Genomic DNA, 19,149 nt, shown 5'->3' with positions numbered 1-19,149 from the left:
TGATCACTCGAACTCGATCCGCCAGCGAAGGTCGGCGCCGAGGTTGCCGAGCGGCGAGCTCGAGACGTCGTTGGTGTTGTCGTACGCGCCCTGCAAAATCATGCGGCGCCCAAGCCGCCACTCGATGCTCGAACGCACCTCGCGGTTCTCCGTGATGCCCGTCGTGACCGTCGCACGAACCTCGTCCGTGATGCGTTTGCCAAGCGTCACCGTTGGTTCTGTTCGTCCCGTACGCGACGAGTACGACGTGCCAAACCTGAATTCATCGATGATCGGCACGATGGTCTTGACCGCTTTGTCGGCACCCGTGATCGCTGCGAGCGCTTCGAGGCCCACGCTTTCACCAAGTGACGAAGCAAGACCTCGGTCCATCTCGGCGCGCGTGAGCCCAAGCGTCAACAGCAAGACGATGTCTTCCTGACTGAGTGACGGCTCGCTCGTCAGATCGAGCTTGAGGTTTTCCTCGTCGCCGTGCGCGTACAAGTTGATGCGCCATTGCTGACCAAGGCTCGCCGTTGCAGCGGCACTCGTGCTCGTGTCGGCAGCCGCGGTGCTCGCACCAGCCGTCGATGCATACCGGCGATATTCCGTTTGAGCTCGAACGTCCACCTTCGGAGCCAACCGCAAGGGATCGTCGAAACGAACCAAGCCTTCACGCACCGTGAATTCGTTGCTTCTCAAACGAAGTTTCGAATCCGGCAGGATGCGGAGCAGGCCCCGCGCGCCATAACGCTGGTTCGTCCCGGAAAGCGCAAGACCCGGCGGCGCGATGTCGAGCTGCATGTCGACGAGGTTGTTCGATAGCCGCAAGGGCTTCTGCGCAACGACGTTCACGTCGAAGCGAAACGTGTCGTTCTTCGGATCGTACGTCGTCACGGTCGTGCGCCTCGTCCCACTCGCGAGTTGGTTCAAGTCCAAACTGAGCGCGATGGGACGCGAGTAGAGGAACGACGTGAGCGTGACCAAGCCTTTTATTTCCGGAAGGTTTTTCCCTTCGGGTTCGTCCTCGCCCGTCGACGGCTTGAACGAAGCTTCGAGGTCCGCGTCGGCGGTCATGTTGATCCCGTCGGCAAGCGGGACCTTCACACCGCGCATCACGATGGATGCCTCGGCCTTGCCAAGCTCGAACCCGCGAATCGGCACGCGTCCCGTCACGCTCATCTCGCCGCCGCCTACCTTCGCGGTGCCCTTCAAGATGCGCGCTTCGCTGCTCGTCACGGCGACGTCGAAATCCGCGTCGTCAATGGATACGGGGACACCGCGTAGCGCGAGCTCACCATCGCGAAGGCGCGCCGATCCGCCGTAGCGCAACGCCGACGGCGGGCCCTTGATGCGGAGGTTTCCATCGACGGACCCTCGTGCGCGATGAATCGACGGAATCCCCGCGGAAAGGTGCGACAAATCGAGCGGCCCTACCTGCAAGCCTAGATCGAGCTCGGGTGCGGCAATGAGGCGCGCGACGTTGCCTTCGATGGTGACCGGCGCAGACACACCGGCCACATCCACGACGAGCGCAATCTTCGGCAGCGTGAGCGTGTCGTTGTCGATGAGGATCGGCCCAGGCGTGCCCGCAAGCGCAACGCGACGCCCACCTCGTTCGAGCTCGAGCGCCGTGAGCGCCATCGACACGCGCGTTCTCGCCAGATCGTCGAACGGGAGTTTGGCGATGTTGAACGACGCATCGAGTTTGCCGTGGGGCGGCGTCGCACTGAACGCGACACCCGGAAGCAAGTTCGCCAGAGCGCCAAGATCGAGCGCTTGCGTCGTGACTCTGCCCGTGACGACCTTGTGCTTTTGCCGCGTCATGCGGACGTCGTCGAGCACGATCTGGCCACCGGCGAGCTTGCCGCTCACGCGAAAATCGCCCGAAGACAGGTCGCGATCGTACTCGGCACGATCGAACGGGGCCGTGCGCGGATTCCTGCAGCGCGTCCATCCAATGGTTCGGCCGGACGAACCTGCGGCGGTCATCGCTACGTCCATCTGCGACGCCGGGAGCGAAGCCGATCCGATGCGGATGGGTGTCATGCGCACGTCGGCACGAGCCTCGAGCTGGCTGACTGTGCCAAAGAGCTCCGCGACGCCCGAGATGGATCCATCGAAAGGTTTGCCCCAGCGGCCGAGGGCGTCGACACGATCGATGGGAATGCCCGTCGCGATGGCTTGCCCCGTCACGCGTCCGCCAGGACGAACCGTCGCGCCGGCAAGGACGGTGCCCGCTCCTTTGCGAAGCGACGCGGAATGGACATCGAGTCGCATGCCGGCCGCGGATGCTTCGAAGTCGTCCCAATCGAGGTCGACGTCGGCGTCACCATCGTCGAACTGCTCGCCATAAAGCGAAGCGCGTTCGAGATGCATCTTCGTCTTCACGCGAAGGCGTCCCGTGCCGCAACGATCCTCGGGGCCGCCGCTGACGAAATGCAGCCGCGCCGTGCCGCTTGCATTCGTGTCGAGATCAGCAAAACGAGGGTCGTCGCCGATTCCTACGATGTCGTAAAAATCGTGCGCCCACAGATGGGGGGCCGCGCGCGTGTCGATGTCCGCATCGACGATGATGCCGGGGATGGCATCGAAATCGATGTGCACATTGGGAACGGCGATCCTGCTGTCGCCCTTGCGAAGATGCGCATCGACGACGTGAATGTCGAACGGTTCGAAGAAGATGCGTGCGCGCTCGACGTCTCCAAACGAAAAGATCGAAAAGTTGAAGTCCGTGATCGAGCCGTTGGCTTCGATCTTTGGGCGACTGAACGGTCCTCGTCCGATGGCCGTAATTTCCGCGATGCCGCTCATCGGAATGTTCTTGAGCGGCGTCAGCTCCGACAGATCGATCCGCGTGCCCTCGAATAGTTGGGCATCCAAATAACTACGAAACTGGAGCGAAACGCGCGAACGCAGGACCGACTTCGGGCTTTCGATGAGCAGGTCATCGATGATGATGCCCGTGGGACGAACCATGAAGTTGGCGCGCAGATTCGCCTCAGCGAGCGCGAGCATGTGCCCACGCGCTGGATCCGTCGTGGGTCGATCGAAGATCTCGAAGTTCTTTGTGACGAACTCCATGGGACCTTCGAGCGAAAGCGGAGAAATCGTCCCGCTGAACTTGTCGAAGTGACCCTTTTCCAGCGTCCACGTGATCCACGACTGCGGATGCACGCCAAGGTCGCGCAAGATCCCTTCGAGGTTCATGTTGCGGATATCGACGGGACCGGCGGACGCCGGTATGCCAGCGACGAACGGTTCGACCTTCGCTTCGCCGATCGTGGCTTCCCCGTTTGCCCAGGTGACGTTCACCTTGGACAACCGGACGACGTCGTCCGCAATCGACAGATCGGCGTCGAGCGTCGTGGCGAAGACTTTGCCGCTCAGTCCAGGCTCGGTCGCTTCGAGGCGACCGGAGACATGCGGAAGGGTCGTCGAGCCGTCGTGTTTGATTTCGACATCGAGCCCCACGGAGCCCGTGACCCAAGGCAAGTCGACGAATCGGTGCGCGAGCGCGATGGGCAGACGCGTACGCACGCGGCCGCTCATCGGAGGTGGTATGGCCAGAGGCGCATCCGAAGGCTGCGGCGCAGGGGCAATCGAGCTTGCGTAAAGCGGAACGTCGACACGGAAGGCGCCGAGGTTCAGCTCGACGTTGCGAGCGTCTTCTCGGGCGAGGGCACAACCAGGGTTCGTCCCGGCATCCGGATCGAAATCTGCGGCGCCACGAAGCGTCAGCCTGCGGATCGTCAAGCCTGCGTGATCGACGTGCACGCGTGCATCGAGGCGGCACAGCGTGTCTTCATCGACCATGTCTTCGTGGTCCTGACGTCCCGGCATGGGGTGTGTCCGGACAACCGTGGACAACCCAGCGCGCAAGGCAATTTCAAAGGCGCCGTCTTCTTCCGCGGTGACGTCGAGGTCGACTTCGCGCGTGTCGATGCGAGTGCCTTCGATGGTTGCATCGATGCGTGCGTCCGTGACGGCCAGTGCGGAGAACGGTGCGCGCGTCGAGCGTTCGTCACTCGCGCTCGTGGCGGGCAGTTTCGGGTGCAAATTTGCAAGCTCGCCGTTTGCCACGACGAAGCGCAATCGCGGCCCTAGGACTTCGACTTCTCCAACGTCGAGCTCGCCGTTGAGGAGTGAGAAGAGTCGGGGCCGAATGCCGATGCGTTCGATGGTCGCAACGGGGCTACCTCCATCGTCGGCATCGACGACGACGTCTTCGAGATCGATCGCGAGAGGCCAAGCCTGCAAGGAGACTCGATAACGCGCAGCAACACCGAGCTCGCGTTCGATGAGAGCCGCGGTTTTACGTGCAGCCCACGCGCGTACGGGCGAGAGGCGTACGAGTGCGCCGAGCGCGAGCGGGAGTGCGCCGATGAGTGCGAACACGATGCAGAGTGCGAACGCGAGTACGCGACCACGATCTCGGCGTCCTTGCCGAGTCGTGCGCCGGTTCGTCGCAACGCTTCCTCCGATCATGGCTTCCGAGCTTACCTTAGCGCCGTGCGTCGTGCCGGGGTCGGTGGCGGAATGTGCAGTCGCGCTTTACGCCGCAAAAAAATCCTGAAACATGCAAGACGTGCGAGGAATCTTCGAGCCATGACGCGCATGCGTTGCGGCTCGTGTTCGGAGGACCGATGCGATCGACGATTCCGGCCACGCTCTTGGCGCTTGGCTGCTGCTTCATCTACTCATTTCACTCGACGGGCTGCGCTACGGACAATTCCAGTGGGCCGGGAGGCAGTGCAGGTGCCGGGGGCGACGCGGGAGCCGGTGGCAGTGCCGGTGCCGGTGGTTCGGCTGGCGCTGGTGGAGGCGGGCCCGTATGCGTGCCGCTCGACGAGATCTGCGACGGCAAGGACAACGACTGCGACGAGCAGGTAGACGAGGACTGTCCGTGTGTCGATGGTCAGACGCAGTCGTGTTACGCGGGTCCCGACGGCACCGAGGGCGTCGGGGCTTGCGCTGCGGGACAGCAGACGTGCGATACGACCGGGACGTGGGGACCTTGCGTTGGGCAAGTCGTTCCGAAGGCAAAGGAACTTTGCAACCTCGTTGACGACGACTGCAATGGCGTCGCCGACGACATGGGCATGACGATCTGTGGGGTCGGTGCTTGTCAAGTGACGGTTGCCACGTGTGAAAATGGACAGCTCACCGCGTGCGTTCCGAACCCCCCGTCGCTCGAGGTTTGTGACGGCATCGACAACAACTGCAATCAGCTCGTGGACGAGACGTTTCCTGACAACGGTAAAACATGCGCGGTGCCTGACAAATTCGGTCCATGCGTGGCGGGAAAGACGACGTGCACGGCTGGCGTGCAGGAGTGCGTCCCGGACATCATGCCGGATGCGGAAACGTGCAACGACATCGATGACGATTGCGACGGCACCGTCGACAACAACATCCCTGGGACGGGCTTTGATTGCGGCACGGGGTATCTCGGGGTTTGCGCGGCCGGCCAAATTCAATGCAAGGGAGGCTCGATCGATTGTTTCCCGCTGACTCCATCGTCGACTGAAAAGTGCAATGGCCTCGACGACGATTGCGATGGCACGGTCGACGAAGACAATCCCGGTGGAAACGTAATTTGTGATACGGGCAAGCCGGATGTGTGTGCAGCCGGGACGACGCAATGCCAGAGCGGTGCGCTTGTTTGTCTGCCGAATTTCGCGGGCGAGGTCGAGGTATGCAACGGTATTGACGACGATTGCGACGATTCGGTGGACGAAGGCAATCCGGGAGGGGGCGTTGCATGTGGTTGTAATGGCACGCGCGCCTGCCTCGATGGTAAATTGGTTTGTCAGGGTGGACCGACGGTGTTCATCGAGGAGGATTTCTCGAATGCATCCGGCTGGACGCTCGATGCGGAATGGGACATCAAGGCACCGCCGGCCATGGTGGCATGCGGTGATCCCACGATGGACACGTCGCCGACGATGGACAACATGATGGCGGGTGTCAACGTTGGGGGTTGTGCGGCAACGACGCTGCACGGTTACTATTACCTGACGAGCCCGGCGTTCGACGCGAAGGATGCTCCCAAGGTCATTTTGAGTTTCCAGCGGTGGCTTCGCACCGACTATACGCCGTACATGAACAGCGTCGTGCAAGTCTTCAATGGCGCGGCATGGTACACGGTGTATCAAAATGGCGCAGCATCGGTCACGGATACGGCGTGGACGAAGATGACGTACGACATCTCGGCGTACAAGAACGCAAATATGCGTATTCGCTGGGGATTCAATGTGGGATCGGTGGGTGCCGTCGCGAGCGGTTCGTGGAACATCGACGACGTGCTCGTGATGGCAGGAACGTGTCCGTGATTAGAGCAGGGCTTGCAATTCGAATCCCGGGGGGGTATGGGGGGTGTCCGCGCCTCGCCGTGCTTTTGCGAAGCAAAAGCACCGGGAGGCGAGCCGCGGACCCCCCCATCGTAAACTAGCCTCGCGAAGCGCGCGTCCCACGCGCGCGAAGCGAGCGTTCAAGTCGTGGCCCGGTTTCAAACCCTCTAATTCACCATGTATGTCGCAATGACGGGCGCGTGATCGCTCGCGTCGTCGACGTCCGCCCCGTGGCGAATGGTGACGGATGCCGCATCGAGCATCGGGGCCAGGATGGGGCTTGCGAATTGATGATCGATGAGCTCGAGCTTTCCCTGAAACTCGTATGTCCAACGATTGGCCGCGGGCATCGATTGCGTGATGTCGACGTATTGCGTGGTGCCGTCGCCGCGCACGGCCAAGTAAGGAGGGGAATCCGGCGTGTCGTTGAAGTCACCCAAAATGACGATCGCTCGTGATGGGTCCTCTTTTGCAAGCCCATCGGCAATGGCGCGCGTGTGCTGGGCTTCGGCGAGCCGCTGAATCGGATCGTCGTTGCTCTTGGCTTTGAAATGCACGCCGAGAAATACCATCTTGCGCCCATTGAAGCTGATGTGGATCTCCGCGCAATCGCGCGCATAATAATAGTTGGGACCCTGCGTGCCGTTCAGCGGAAATGCGTCAGACTTGTGACTCACCGCCGAATCGATGGGGAATTTTGACAATACGGCAATATCCACGCCGCGATAATCATTGCCGTCGACAAGGCTCGAGGCGACGTATTTGCCTCCGAGCTCGGTCTCGTTGAGATCGTCGAGCACCGCCTTGTTTTCGACCTCCTGCAATACGGCGACATCAGGATCGAGCAGCGTGATGACCGACCCGACGGCTTTTCGATGCGCAGCGTATTCGGCCGCGCTGACAATCGTCTCGCCCGGTGCGCCACTGTCGTCCTTGTCGTTCTCGAGGTTGTGTACGTTCCAATTGAGGACGCGAAGGGGGAGCGGATCGTTCGGCACGACCATTCCACCCCCGCCACCGGTGTTGTCTCCACCTGCACCGCCACCACCCGTGCTCTGACGGATGGTGGGGTCTTCGCCGCAGCCAGCTCCAAGCGCAGCGGTGACGACGGCGGTCAGCAAGAGAGCGCGCAGCGCTGATGAGTACTTCGTTGCTTGGCGGGTGGCTTCAATGTCGAAGGAACGGGTCGAAGGTGAAGAAGTGCGCTTCATCATTCGAGTTTCAGGCTCGCGCGCTTCCGGCGCAAGCACGACGTGCAAGTTTGGATTTCTTTGATTGAGGAACGAAAAAAACACCACGTGCGTGTCGCCGCGCGACGCTCAGATGTGGCCAGCATTGCCATGTCCAAATGAGTGTTGAAGTTTCCATGCTTTACGTCGGCGTGCATGGATGAGACGATGTGAATTCGTCACTTGCTTTTGCGGCGTCATTGGTGAGGAGTCTGCGATGCGTATTTCTACACGAGCTCATTTTGCGGGCATTGTTCTGTTGGTTTCGGGTCTTGTCACGGCGGGATGTGGTGGTGACGGGACGGTCACCGCGACGGGTAGCGGTGGGGCAACGGGAGGCATGGGTGGCGCCGGCGGCGAGGGTGGCAATGCTGGGACAGGTGGCGGCGCGGCATGCACGGATGGTGAGACGCAGCCGTGTTATTCGGGGGATCCCGGGACAAACGGGGTAGGCACGTGCACCGGAGGTACCTCGACGTGTTCGGGTGGACAATGGGGTGCATGCGCCGGCGAAGTGCTTCCGACGGCTGAGACGTGTAACGGCGCGGACGACGATTGCGATGGGCAAATCGATAGTGGCATTGCTCCGATTACGTGCGGGATGGGCATTTGCCAGGTGACGGTCTCCGGTTGTGATGACGGAATGATTCCTTCGTGCGAGCCAGGCCCTGCCGACCCTGCCGAGACATGCAATGGGGCTGACGACAATTGCGACGGGCAAATTGACGAAGGGTGCTCGTGTACGGACGGACAAACCCAATCGTGTTATTCGGGGGGCGAGGCGACCAAGGACGTCGGGGAGTGCAAGTCGGGAACGCAAACGTGTGTTGGTGGGCAATGGGGGGCGTGTGAAGGCGAGGTATTGCCATCGACCGAGGTTTGCGATGCGCTCGACAACGATTGCAATGGGTCATCGGACGATGCATTCACGGACTTGACGTGCGGCGCGGGCGCGTGTTTGGTATCGGTAACCGCATGCGTGAATGGCGTGCCGCAAACGTGTACGCCGGGGGCACCCAAACCGGAAACGTGCAATGGCATCGATGACGATTGTAACCTTTTCATCGACGACAATTTAGGCACGACGACGTGCGGTGTCGGCGCGTGTGCCGTGACGGTGCCAGCGTGTGCGGGCGGGATGCCGCAAACGTGCACGCCGGGAATGCCTTCGCCCGAAGTCTGTGACGGCCTCGACAACAACTGCAATGGTTCCGCGGACGAGAACAACCCGGGCGGCGGTGCTGCCTGCATGACGGGTGAGCCTGGGGTGTGTGCGACGGGCGTCATGGCGTGCACGGGGGGCGCGCTTCAATGCGCGCCGACGCAGATGGCATCCAATGAAACGTGCGACAACAAGGACAATGATTGCGACGGTGTGGTCGACGATGGCAATCCAGGCGGCGGGATGCCGTGCAACACCGGTCAACTCGGCGTCTGCGCGGCGGGAACGACGACGTGTAGCAACGGCGGCATCGTTTGCACGCAAAGCATTCAGTCTTCACCCGAGACCTGCGACGGCCTCGACAACAACTGCAATGGTGCATCGGACGAAGGCAATCCGGGTGGCGGGGGCATGTGCACCGTTCCGGGCAAACTAGGGCCGTGCGCGCAAAGCACGTTGGTTTGTCAAAATGGATCGCTTGGGTGTCCGCAGGTGGTGTTTGCCACGCCCGAGCTTTGCAACGGAATCGACGACAACTGCAATGGATCGATTGACGAGGGCAACCCCGAGAGCGGCGGTTCGTGCTCGACGGGTTTGCCCGGTGCGTGTTCTCCCGGGACGTACACGTGTATGGGCGGCGGGCTCGTTTGCATTCAAACGACCACGTCGTCACCGGAGATTTGCGACAACAAGGACAATGATTGCGATGGCATGACGGACGAAGGCAATCCGGGGGGAGGCGGGGCATGCAATACGGGGCAACCCGGGGTATGTGCGGTGGGTACGGCGGCGTGCACGGGCGGTGCGATTGTCTGCAATGCCAATCAAACGGCGCAACCCGAAGTGTGCGACGGTCTCGACAACAACTGCAATGGTTCGACCGACGAAGGAAACCCCGGCGGCGGCGTTTCATGCAATACGGGATTGCAAGGCATTTGCGCGGCGGGCACTCGCGCCTGCACGGGCGGAACGCTCGTGTGCAATGCAAACCAAGCGGCACAACCCGAAGTGTGCGACGGTCTCGACAATGATTGCGACGGCACGGTCGACGACGGCAATCCCGGAGGAGGCAGTGCGTGCACGGTGCCCGGACAGCAGGGCGAATGCGCCATTGGCACGTTGACGTGTTCCGGCGGTGCGCTCACGTGCCCGCAATCGGTCATGGCGGTTGCGGAGGTGTGTGGCGACGGCAAGGACAATGATTGCAATGGCGTCGTCGACAACGGGTGCTCTCAGTTGTGCGACATCAACGGTGCGGCCTTGCCGCTACCCATCGTCGTGCATCCGTCCAACTTCTTCGGCGGCATCGACTTCGACGGAAACTGCGACATCCTCGTGACCGGAGGCTTCAACAATGCGTTTTACCGGGTCAACAAGACGACCGGCGCGGTCACGACCTTGACGAGCGGAACGCTCACGTCCTCCATCGTCGGCGTTGCGTATCGCAAGAGTGACAACCTCATTTACATTGCGACCGACACGTCGCCGAGACTGTATTCGATGCCCGTGTCCGGCGGCAATCCGACGCTCATCATGACCTTTCCGACCACCATGACGGACATCGCCGTTGCCCCCGCGGGATTCGGCGCCCACGCCAACAAGCTCATTGGTTCGGGTTACAATGGCAATGTTTATGTCATCGATCCTTCCACGGCCACGACGACGGTGATTGGAACCGCGGCGGGGGCGCCGACCTTTAGCGACCTCGCATTCGCTCCGGATGGTTCGTACGTTTACTTGGCCAATTCCACGAACAGTCGCATCGATCGCATGACGCCCACGGGCGTGTTCACCACATTCGTGACTGGCTTGAGTCAAATCGATGGTTTGACCATTGATTCCGATGGTTCGCGCCTCTGGGCCGCACACTACACGACGGGAAATACCATCTCGCAGGTGACGATTCCGGGGGCGGTGGTGACCACCGTCAGCACCACGGCGCAGCTCGACCCCGGGTGGTATACGACAGGATTGCTCGTCGATGCGAGCGACGAAGTCTTCCTCAAGTCGTCGAATGGTGCGAGCGCGACAATCCGCAAGGTTCCCTGACGTGATTCGTCAGACGTGAACGCTCGTGGCAGGTGTGAGCCGATACGTTCCGCCGTCTGCTCATTTCCGTGATCCACTCTTTACACTTCACGCAAACCGTGAGACGATTTCTTGCGGCTTCACGATGGCCGATTCCTTTCATGCTTCGAGGAGTTTCCCCCATGCGTAAACCAATCCGCGCGACGATGGTCGCTGCTCTCTCTGTTCTCTTGGGGACTTTTGCGCTCGGTTGCGGAGAGCCTGGGGGCACGACGTCGACCGGCCAAGGAGGCGCGGGCGGTGGTGGTGGGCAGGGGGGTGACGCTGGCCAAGGTGGTACGGCGGGTCAGGGCGGCGGCGGGTGCACCGATGGTGAAATGCAGGCGTGTTATTCGGGGCCAGCGGGCACGGAAGGCACGGGGCAATGCAAGGGAGGCTCGGCGACGTGTACCGCGGGGCAATGGGGCAGTTGCAGCGGTGAAGTTTTACCGGGCGATGAAAGTTGCAATGGCATCGATGATGATTGCAACGGACAAACCGATGACGGAATGGAGCCCATTACGTGCGGAATGGGTGCTTGCCAGGTCACGGTGGATGGTTGCGTCGACGGAATGGTGCCGGCGTGCGAGCCAGGCGAGCCAATGCAGGAAACCTGTGACGGCACCGATGAAGATTGCAATGGTGAAATCGACGACGGTATCGTTTGTCCGTGCACGGTCGAAGGTGAAATGCGGTCGTGTTATTCGGGCGGCATGGGTACGGTGGACGTGGGGCAATGCAAGGCCGGCTCGCAAACGTGCACGAATGGCGCGTGGGGACCTTGCGAAGGCGAAGTGCTTCCGTCGATGGAGGTTTGCGACGGGCTCGACAACGATTGCGATGCCGCGGCCGATGAAAACATCGCCGACGTCAATTGCGGTGCCGGGGCGTGTTTGAAGACGGTTCCGGCGTGCGTCAATGGCATGCCGCAGACGTGTACGCCTGGCGAGCCCAAGGCTGAAATCTGCAATGGCATCGACGACGATTGCAACCTTTTCATCGACGACGGGCTTGGCACGTTCACGTGCGGTACGGGCGGGTGCATGGTCACCGTGCCTGCGTGTGCGGGAGGGATACCGCAAACGTGCATGCCGGGCATGCCGATGGCTGAAATCTGCGACAACATCGACAACAATTGCAATGGCGTCACGGACGAAGGCAATCCGGGGGGCGGGATCACGTGCAATACGGGTTTGTCGGGTGCGTGTGCCCAGGGTACGCTGAACTGTTCGGCAGGAGCCTTGCAGTGCGTGCCGAGCGCGATGCCGCTGCCGGAGGTGTGCGACGGGCAAGACAACGATTGCGACGGCATGGCCGACGATGGCAATCCCGGCGGCGGTCAGGCGTGCATGACGGGGCAACCCGGCGTGTGCGCGTTTGGCACGTCGACGTGCATGAATGGCATGATTTCGTGCGTGCAGACGACGATGCCTTCGACCGAAGTATGCGACGGCGTCGATAACAATTGCAACGGCGCGACGGACGAAGGGACGAGCGGAGCGGCTTGCATGGTGCCCAATAAGGTCGGAGCGTGTGCGCAGAGCACGGCTCAATGCACGAATGGGTCACTCCTTTGTCCTCAAACGGTTTTTCCGGCGACGGAAATCTGCAACAACGTCGACGACAACTGCAATGGTCAAACGGACGAGGGCAATCCGGGAGGCGGCGCGGCGTGTACGGTACAAGGGCAGCAGGGCCCTTGTGCCGCGGGCACACTTACTTGCACCAATGGAGCGCTGAGCTGCGCGCAGACGGTCTTCGCCACGTCTGAAAATTGCAGCGACAACGTGGACAACGATTGCGACGGCGCGGTCAACGACGGTTGTTGCCCGCATAGCGTGTGTGAATCGGGGGCGGCGTTGCCGAGTGGTTGTGGCGGGAATACGTGTACCACGTCCGTCTGCAACTACTCTGGCGGAGTCTTGTCGTACTGCTGCACCAGCACTTGGGACAATCTTTGCACCGCTGCGGCTGATTTGGCGTGCGGGAACAACACCTGCTGCGCACACGGAGTTTGTAATCAAGGCGTAGCGCTGTCGCCAACGTGCAGTTCTTGCGTTGCGGCCATTTGCAACGAAAAACCGTCTTGCTGCACGACAGGCTGGAATGAGGTGTGTCTCGATAGGGTTCCGACGCACTGCAGCGGAATGGGCGTTACCCTCTCATGCGGCAGCGGCGGCGGTTGTCCGCACAGCGTCTGCGTGACGGGCGCGGCACTCGGAAGCACCTGCAACACCTGCACCACCGCGATCTGCAATGCAATGCCCTCGTGCTGCGGATCCGGCGGCGGAACGTGGACGCAGGCGTGTGTGAACCTGGTTGCAACGCAGTGTAGCAGCGGCTTCTCGTGCAACTGAGCGGCTGACTCACCCATCCCTCGTTCGAAGCCCGCTCCATCCATTGAATCGCTTCATCAGGTCCACGAAGCGATGGCCTCTTCTTTACAACGTCTGGCAAACCGTGAGATGCTCGGGGTGCAAACCACTTTCTTGCGGTTTGTCCTTACCAGGAAGGCCCGGCCATGCGCAAGAGCTTTACTCGTGCATCGTTTTTCGCCAGCACTCTGTCGCTTTTCTTGAGTGCCGCCATTGGAGGTTGTGGAGGCGACGCGTCCACGACCACCGGTTCGGGCGGCAATGCAACAGGAGCATCCGGTGGCATGGGAGGAGCCGGCGGGGAAGGCGGGATCGCCGGGCAAGGTGGAACGGCGGGCCAGGGGGGCAGCACTGGGTGCACGGATGGCGCGACCCAGTCGTGTTATTCGGGGCCAGCAGGTACCGAAAATACGGGTCAATGCAAATCCGGTACGTCAACGTGCGCTGGAGGTGTATGGGGCGCGTGCGCTGGTGAAGTGCTCCCCGGTATCGAAGCCTGCAATGGCATCGATGACGATTGCAACGGACAAACCGACGATGGTTTTCCAAGCATCACGTGTGGCGAAGGCGCTTGTCAGGTCATGATCGAGGGGTGCATCGACGGAATGGTTCCAACGTGCGAACCCGGCGAGCCCATGCCAGAAACGTGCGACGGCACCGACGAGAATTGCGACGGCGTGATTGATGACGGCATCAATTGCCCGTGCACCGTCGAAGGAGAAATGCGGTCGTGTTATTCCGGCAGCATGTCCACGAAGGACGTGGGCCAATGCAAGGCAGGCGTGCAAACGTGCATCAGCGGCGCGTGGGGTACATGCGATAACGAAGTGCTACCAAAGCCGGAGGCTTGCGACAGCCTCGACAATGATTGCGACGGCGAATCCGACGAGAACCTCGGGCAAATCACGTGCGGTGCTGGGGCTTGTCTGGTCAGCGTCACGGCATGCGTCAATGGTGTGCCGCAGACGTGTACGCCGCTTCAGCCACAAACCGAAACGTGCAACGGCATCGACGACGATTGCAACCTCTTCATCGACGACAATCTCGGATCGGTCACGTGCGGCGTGGGCGCTTGTCAAGCAACGGTACCTGCTTGTTCAGGCGGGCAGATGCAAACGTGCACGCCCGGCATGCCGTCACCTGAAATCTGCGACGGCATTGACAACAATTGTAATGGTGCGGCCGACGAGAACAATCCTGGGGGAGGCGGCAATTGCATTACCGGTCAGCCCGGCATCTGTTCGGCCGGGACGCAGGTTTGTTCCGGTGGAGCACTGCAATGCGTCGCCAACATGATGCCGTCGCCCGAAATATGCGATAGCAAAGACAACAACTGTAACGGACAGACGGATGAAGGTAATCCCGGTGGCGGGATGGCCTGCATGACAGGACAACTCGGCGTTTGCGCCGCCGGCACGACGAATTGCAGCGGCGGCAATATCGTTTGCACGCAAAATACGCAATCGTCCCCCGAGGTTTGCGACGGTCTCGACAACAATTGCAACGGCGCATCGGACGAAGGCAATCCTGGGGGCGGCAGCACGTGCACGGTGGCGGGCAAGGTCGGACCTTGCGCTCAGGGGACGCTCAACTGCCAGAATGGTTCGCCCACGTGCGTGCAAACGGTTTTTCCGACGACCGAAAGCTGCAACAACATCGATGACAATTGCAACGGAATGGTCGACGAAGGCAATCCGCAAAGCGGCGGTACATGCACGACGGCGCTGCCTGGAGTCTGCTCTGCTGGAACGTTCCAATGTCAAAGCGGCGCGCTCGTTTGTGTTCAAAGCATGCAGCCGTCGAACGAGATTTGCGACAACAAGGACAACGATTGCGACGGCTCGATCGACGAAGGCAATCCGGGCAGCGGCCAATCATGCAATACCGGCGGACTCGGAATTTGTGCTCTCGGCACGACGGCGTGCTCGGCGGGTATGATCGTTTGTAATCAAACGAGTCTCCCTACGAACGAAGCCTGCGACGGCCTCGACAACGATTGCGACGGCTCTACGGACGAAGGCAATCCCGGCGGCGGCGGCGCATGCACCACGGGCCAACCGGGCATTTGCAGCGCAGGTACCCTGGCTTGCTCGAACGGGGCCCTCGTATGCAATCAGAATCAACAGCCGCAAACCGAAGTCTGCGACGGCCTCGATAACAACTGCAATGGACAAGTCAACGAGGGCAATCCGGGCGGCGGGCAAAGCTGCTCGGTACCGGGTCAATCTGGTCCCTGCGCTGCAGGAACGACGGCATGTACGAGCGGCGCGATCGTTTGTAATCAAACGACATTCCCCACGGGAGAAGCGTGCGACAACGTCGATAACGATTGCGATGGCACCGTCGACGAGGGCAATCCGGGCGGCGGCGCGTCGTGCACGGTCAGCGGACAGGTAGGACCATGTGCCAATGGCACGATCACGTGCTCGAGCGGTGCGCTCGGTTGCGCGCAGACGGTTTTTCCGGTCACCGAAGTATGCGGTGATGGCAATGATAACGATTGCAATGGTACCGTCGACAACGGCTGCGGGTGCGCGCACGACAAGTGCACCACTGGCGTGGCGATGCAGAGCGGTTGCGACCCGTGCGTGACGCAAATCTGCGCTGCCGATCCCTACTGCTGCAACAACAGTTGGGACAGCGCGTGCGTGCAAGAAGTCCGGACGATTTGCAACTCGCTCGTTTGTCTCGAGGCTGCTGGAACGTGCGCCCACTCGCCATGTACCGTCGGACCCAATACGACGACGCCTCTCACGAATGGCTGCGATTCCGCGCAGGCCAATTGTGTCGCGCTCGTTTGTGCGCAAGATTCGTATTGCTGCACGACGGATTGGGATAGCTACTGCGTCAGCGAAGTCGAGACCTATTGTCCGCCCTACACCTGCAATTGATGTCATTCGTCGGAGTCGAGCGTGACCATTTCTTGGCCGCGCTCATTCCGACAAGTCGCTCGAAAGATACTTGGCGAGCGTCTTGACGTCGATCTCCAAGCGCTCCGCCGTGCGTGATTTGTTCCCCCCACATTCGGAAAGCGCCCATCGAGCATAACGTTGCTGTACTTCACGCATCGGTTGCACAGGGCCTGCAAAGTTGAAAACGCTCGAGCCGCCACCAGCCAACCGAGGTAATGCAGCGTCGGCGAATTGAGCTTCCGGCGAGCGCCCGAGCAAGACGAGACGCTCGACCGCATGCCGGAGCTCACGAACATTGCCTGGCCATGGGTATTCGAGCATTTCGAGCATGCATTCACGCGAAACGCGCGCGACGCAGGAGGAAGGGTGGCGAGTTCTCGCTTCCAACAAGAATTTGTCGACGAGCTCGGGAATGTCGTCCCGACGCTCGCGCAAGGCTGGAACGGCGACCGGTACGACATCCAGACGATACAAGAGATCCTCGCGAAAGAGTCCCTCCGCGACGCGGCGGCGGAGATCTCGATGCGTGGCCGATATGATACGCACGTCGACGGGCAATTCTTTCGTAACGCCCACGGGGCGCACGACGCGGCGCTCGATGACGTCGAGCAATTTCACTTGCAATGCGGGCGCCATTTCGCCAATTTCATCCAAAAACAAAGTGCCTCCGGAAGCTTCCGTGAAAAGTCCCGGATGGCTCGTGCTCGCACCCGTAAAGGCACCCCGGGCATGCCCGAAAAGCTCGCTTTCGAGAAGCGGTTCGGGTAGCGCTGCGCAGTTGACCGTGACAAACGGTCCATTGGCTCGGCTGCTTTCGGCGTGCAGATGTCGCGCCAATAGCCCCTTGCCGCAGCCCGTGGGCCCCGTGAGCAATACGGGAACGTCACTCGCTGCAACGCGGCCCAGCACGTCGAGCACGGAGCGCATTGACGGACTGCCAGCGACGATTCCCGCGCGGAGCGCTTTGTCGCTCAAGGAGCGTCGTAACGTGCGCGCTTCGCGGCGCACGGAGGCTTCGTCGAACGCTCGGTCGAGATAAATGACGAGCTCGTCGATTTTGAAGGGTTTGGTGACGTAATGGTAAGCGCCGCGGCGGATGGATTCGATGGCCGTTTCTACGGCGCCATATGCCGTCATGACGATCACGGGCAAGTCCGGCACGATGCGATGTGCCGCCATGAGCAGCTCGATGCCGTCCATGTCCGGCATGCGAAGGTCCGTCACCAAAGCGTCGACCGCTTCGTTCTCGATATGGGAAATGGCAAGCTTGCCCCCGGGGACGGCGATTGTGGAGAAACCAGCATCGGAGAGACCGTCCGCAATGGTTTCCGCCATTTCGAGTTTGTCGTCGGCGACGACGACATTGTAAATGCGCGAGCGTTTATTGAACGGCATCCTTGTCCTCGCAGGCAGGTAGGCGAATGCGAACGCGGCTACCGCCGCCTTCGCGCGGTTCGATCACGAGCGTACCGCGGTGGATGTTGACGATTTCGTTGGCGATTGCCAATCCGAGCCCCGAACCTTCGGGCTTGGTCGTGAAAAATGGTTCGGTTGCACGCGTGATGTTTTCGTGACCAATACCGACGCCTCGGTCTTCCACGATGAAGTCGACATTGGAATTTTCGGCGCGCACCCACACGTCCACGGTGGTATCGGGGGAGCTCGCTTCGCAAGCATTTAGTAATAAATTGATGATCGCATGCTCGAGGAGGAGATTGACACCGGCAAGCGCAGGCAATGGTTCGTCCAAACGTACCTCGAGCTTGACTTGGGCCGCGAGAAATCGATGTTCGACGAGGCGAACGGCGCTACGAATGACATTGGCAGGCTCGATGGGAAGCAACGCGGGGAAATTGCCACGTGCCAGATCGAGAAACCCACGGACGACTTGGCTGATTTCCGCTGCTTGCTCGGCAATCGCTCGCACTGCCCGCGCGGCTTTCGGATCGCTGCCAACGCGCGCTTCGAGCTGCTCGGCGCGCCCAATGATGATCCCGAGCGGCGTCGAAATCTCGTGGGCGATGCCCATTGCCAAAGTTCCCGTCGTCGCGGCGCGACTCGCCCTTGCAAGGCGCGTATCGCTCTCTCGCACCAGGTCTGCAACGGCGAGCTGCTTTTCGAGCGCCAATTCGCGCCGCTGTCGCCTGAGCGCGGCCCACCCGAATGCAATGATGAGCGCACATGGGACGAGCACGCCGAGAAAGATTCGACTCCGCGCTCGGTCCCAACGGTCCCGCTCGTGCGATGCACTCGCAACGACCGCCGTCGCCCACGACCCGAACGATGCAACATCGGCCGTGGCAATGGCAACAACCGCGCGACGAGCCGGTAGACCGAGGTTGACGGCCTCGTCGCGTTCGAGCAGCACCGTATCGTCGCCGCTCGCCACGGAGCGCGTGAGCGCCTCGCCGGCCACCTGCCGTCCATCCACCGTTTGCCATGACGAATCACCCGCAGGTTTTACCAGAACAACCAGATCATCCGGGCTTTCAATGCGGCTCGATGGGCTCACGAGCCACGCTACCGGAACCGTCAGCTCAATCGTTCGGCCTTCGGTCGACGCGGATCGCACCGTCAACATACGTGGTTCTGTGCGGCTCGCCGCTGCCTGCGATTCCGTCAGCACCTCGATGCGGGGATATGCATTTCGCATTCCTTCCGAGGGGCCACGCCCTTCCGAGACGTCTGCCGCGACGAGCAACGCATCACGATGCACCGCGGAAAGCCGCGCCGACAGTTCGTCCGATAAAACGAGCGCGAGCATCCGCTGCTGCCGCGCCAGCGTTTCGAGTGCTCCTTCGAACTCCCGCTGCTCTTCGTGCAAGGCCACGCCAATGACTGCAAAAACGCCGAGCAGCACGGCCCATACCAGCCAGTCGCGTATCATCGAATGAGCGATACGCACGGCAAATGCCGGCCAGCGAATCGACGTCTTGCCCGAGGTCATACGAGCCTTTCAATGTGACGACAACGCAGCAGAGTACGTGCCAACCGCAAATCCTCCGCATCTTGCACCGACGTCGCTCCTCGAGCAGGGATTTTTTCCCTAGCGGCAGGGAATTTTTCCCTGGT

General features: G+C 61.1%; 8 protein-coding genes. 4 read left to right on the top strand and 4 right to left on the bottom strand.

Features of this window, described 5'->3' with window-relative positions:
- Positions 1-3: 3 nt before the first annotated feature.
- Positions 4-4,467 (bottom strand): translocation/assembly module TamB domain-containing protein, encoded by a 4,464-nt coding sequence (locus IPM54_38995; GenBank protein ID MBK9265763.1) that lies wholly within the window; start codon positions 4,465-4,467, stop codon positions 4-6.
- 158 nt (positions 4,468-4,625) lie between these two features.
- Between IPM54_38995 and IPM54_38990 the strand changes: the two genes are divergently transcribed.
- Positions 4,626-6,314 (top strand): hypothetical protein, encoded by a 1,689-nt coding sequence (locus tag IPM54_38990; GenBank protein MBK9265762.1) that lies wholly within the window; start codon positions 4,626-4,628, stop codon positions 6,312-6,314.
- Between the two features lie 185 nt (positions 6,315-6,499).
- On the opposite strand, the gene IPM54_38985 is transcribed toward IPM54_38990, so the two are convergent.
- Entirely contained in the window at positions 6,500-7,630 is a 1,131-nt protein-coding gene (locus IPM54_38985) for an endonuclease/exonuclease/phosphatase family protein (GenBank protein MBK9265761.1), read from the bottom strand.
- A gap of 148 nt (positions 7,631-7,778) precedes the next feature.
- On the opposite strand from IPM54_38985, the gene IPM54_38980 reads away from it, so the two are divergent.
- The 3 genes from IPM54_38980 (at position 7,779) to IPM54_38970 (ending at position 16,056) form a co-directional block, all read left to right on the top strand.
- Positions 7,779-10,772 (top strand): hypothetical protein, encoded by a 2,994-nt coding sequence (locus IPM54_38980; GenBank protein MBK9265760.1) that lies wholly within the window; start codon positions 7,779-7,781, stop codon positions 10,770-10,772.
- 161 nt (positions 10,773-10,933) lie between these two features.
- The gene (locus tag IPM54_38975) at positions 10,934-13,147 is read left to right on the top strand and encodes a hypothetical protein (protein MBK9265759.1); all 2,214 of its coding nucleotides are present in this window, start codon (positions 10,934-10,936) and stop codon (positions 13,145-13,147) included.
- 164 nt (positions 13,148-13,311) lie between these two features.
- Positions 13,312-16,056: a hypothetical protein gene (locus IPM54_38970; GenBank protein MBK9265758.1), complete on the top strand. Its 2,745-nt coding sequence runs from the start codon at positions 13,312-13,314 to the stop codon at positions 16,054-16,056.
- Positions 16,057-16,098: 42 nt separating this feature from the next.
- On the opposite strand, the gene IPM54_38965 is transcribed toward IPM54_38970, so the two are convergent.
- Both IPM54_38965 and IPM54_38960 read right to left on the bottom strand, forming a co-directional pair.
- On the bottom strand, positions 16,099-17,472 hold the full coding sequence (locus tag IPM54_38965; GenBank protein MBK9265757.1) for a sigma-54-dependent Fis family transcriptional regulator: 1,374 nt from the start codon (positions 17,470-17,472) through the stop codon (positions 16,099-16,101).
- Entirely contained in the window at positions 17,459-19,024 is a 1,566-nt protein-coding gene (locus tag IPM54_38960) for a hypothetical protein (protein ID MBK9265756.1), read from the bottom strand. Before IPM54_38960 ends, IPM54_38965 begins: the two co-directional genes overlap by 14 nt.
- Between the last annotated feature and the right edge of the window lie 125 nt (positions 19,025-19,149).

This window comes from Polyangiaceae bacterium, from assembly GCA_016715885.1.
GTDB lineage: Bacteria > Myxococcota_A > Polyangia > Polyangiales > Polyangiaceae > Polyangium.
The sequence above is the reverse complement of the archived record's forward strand: the minus strand, read 5'-3'. Positions and strand labels throughout refer to the sequence as shown.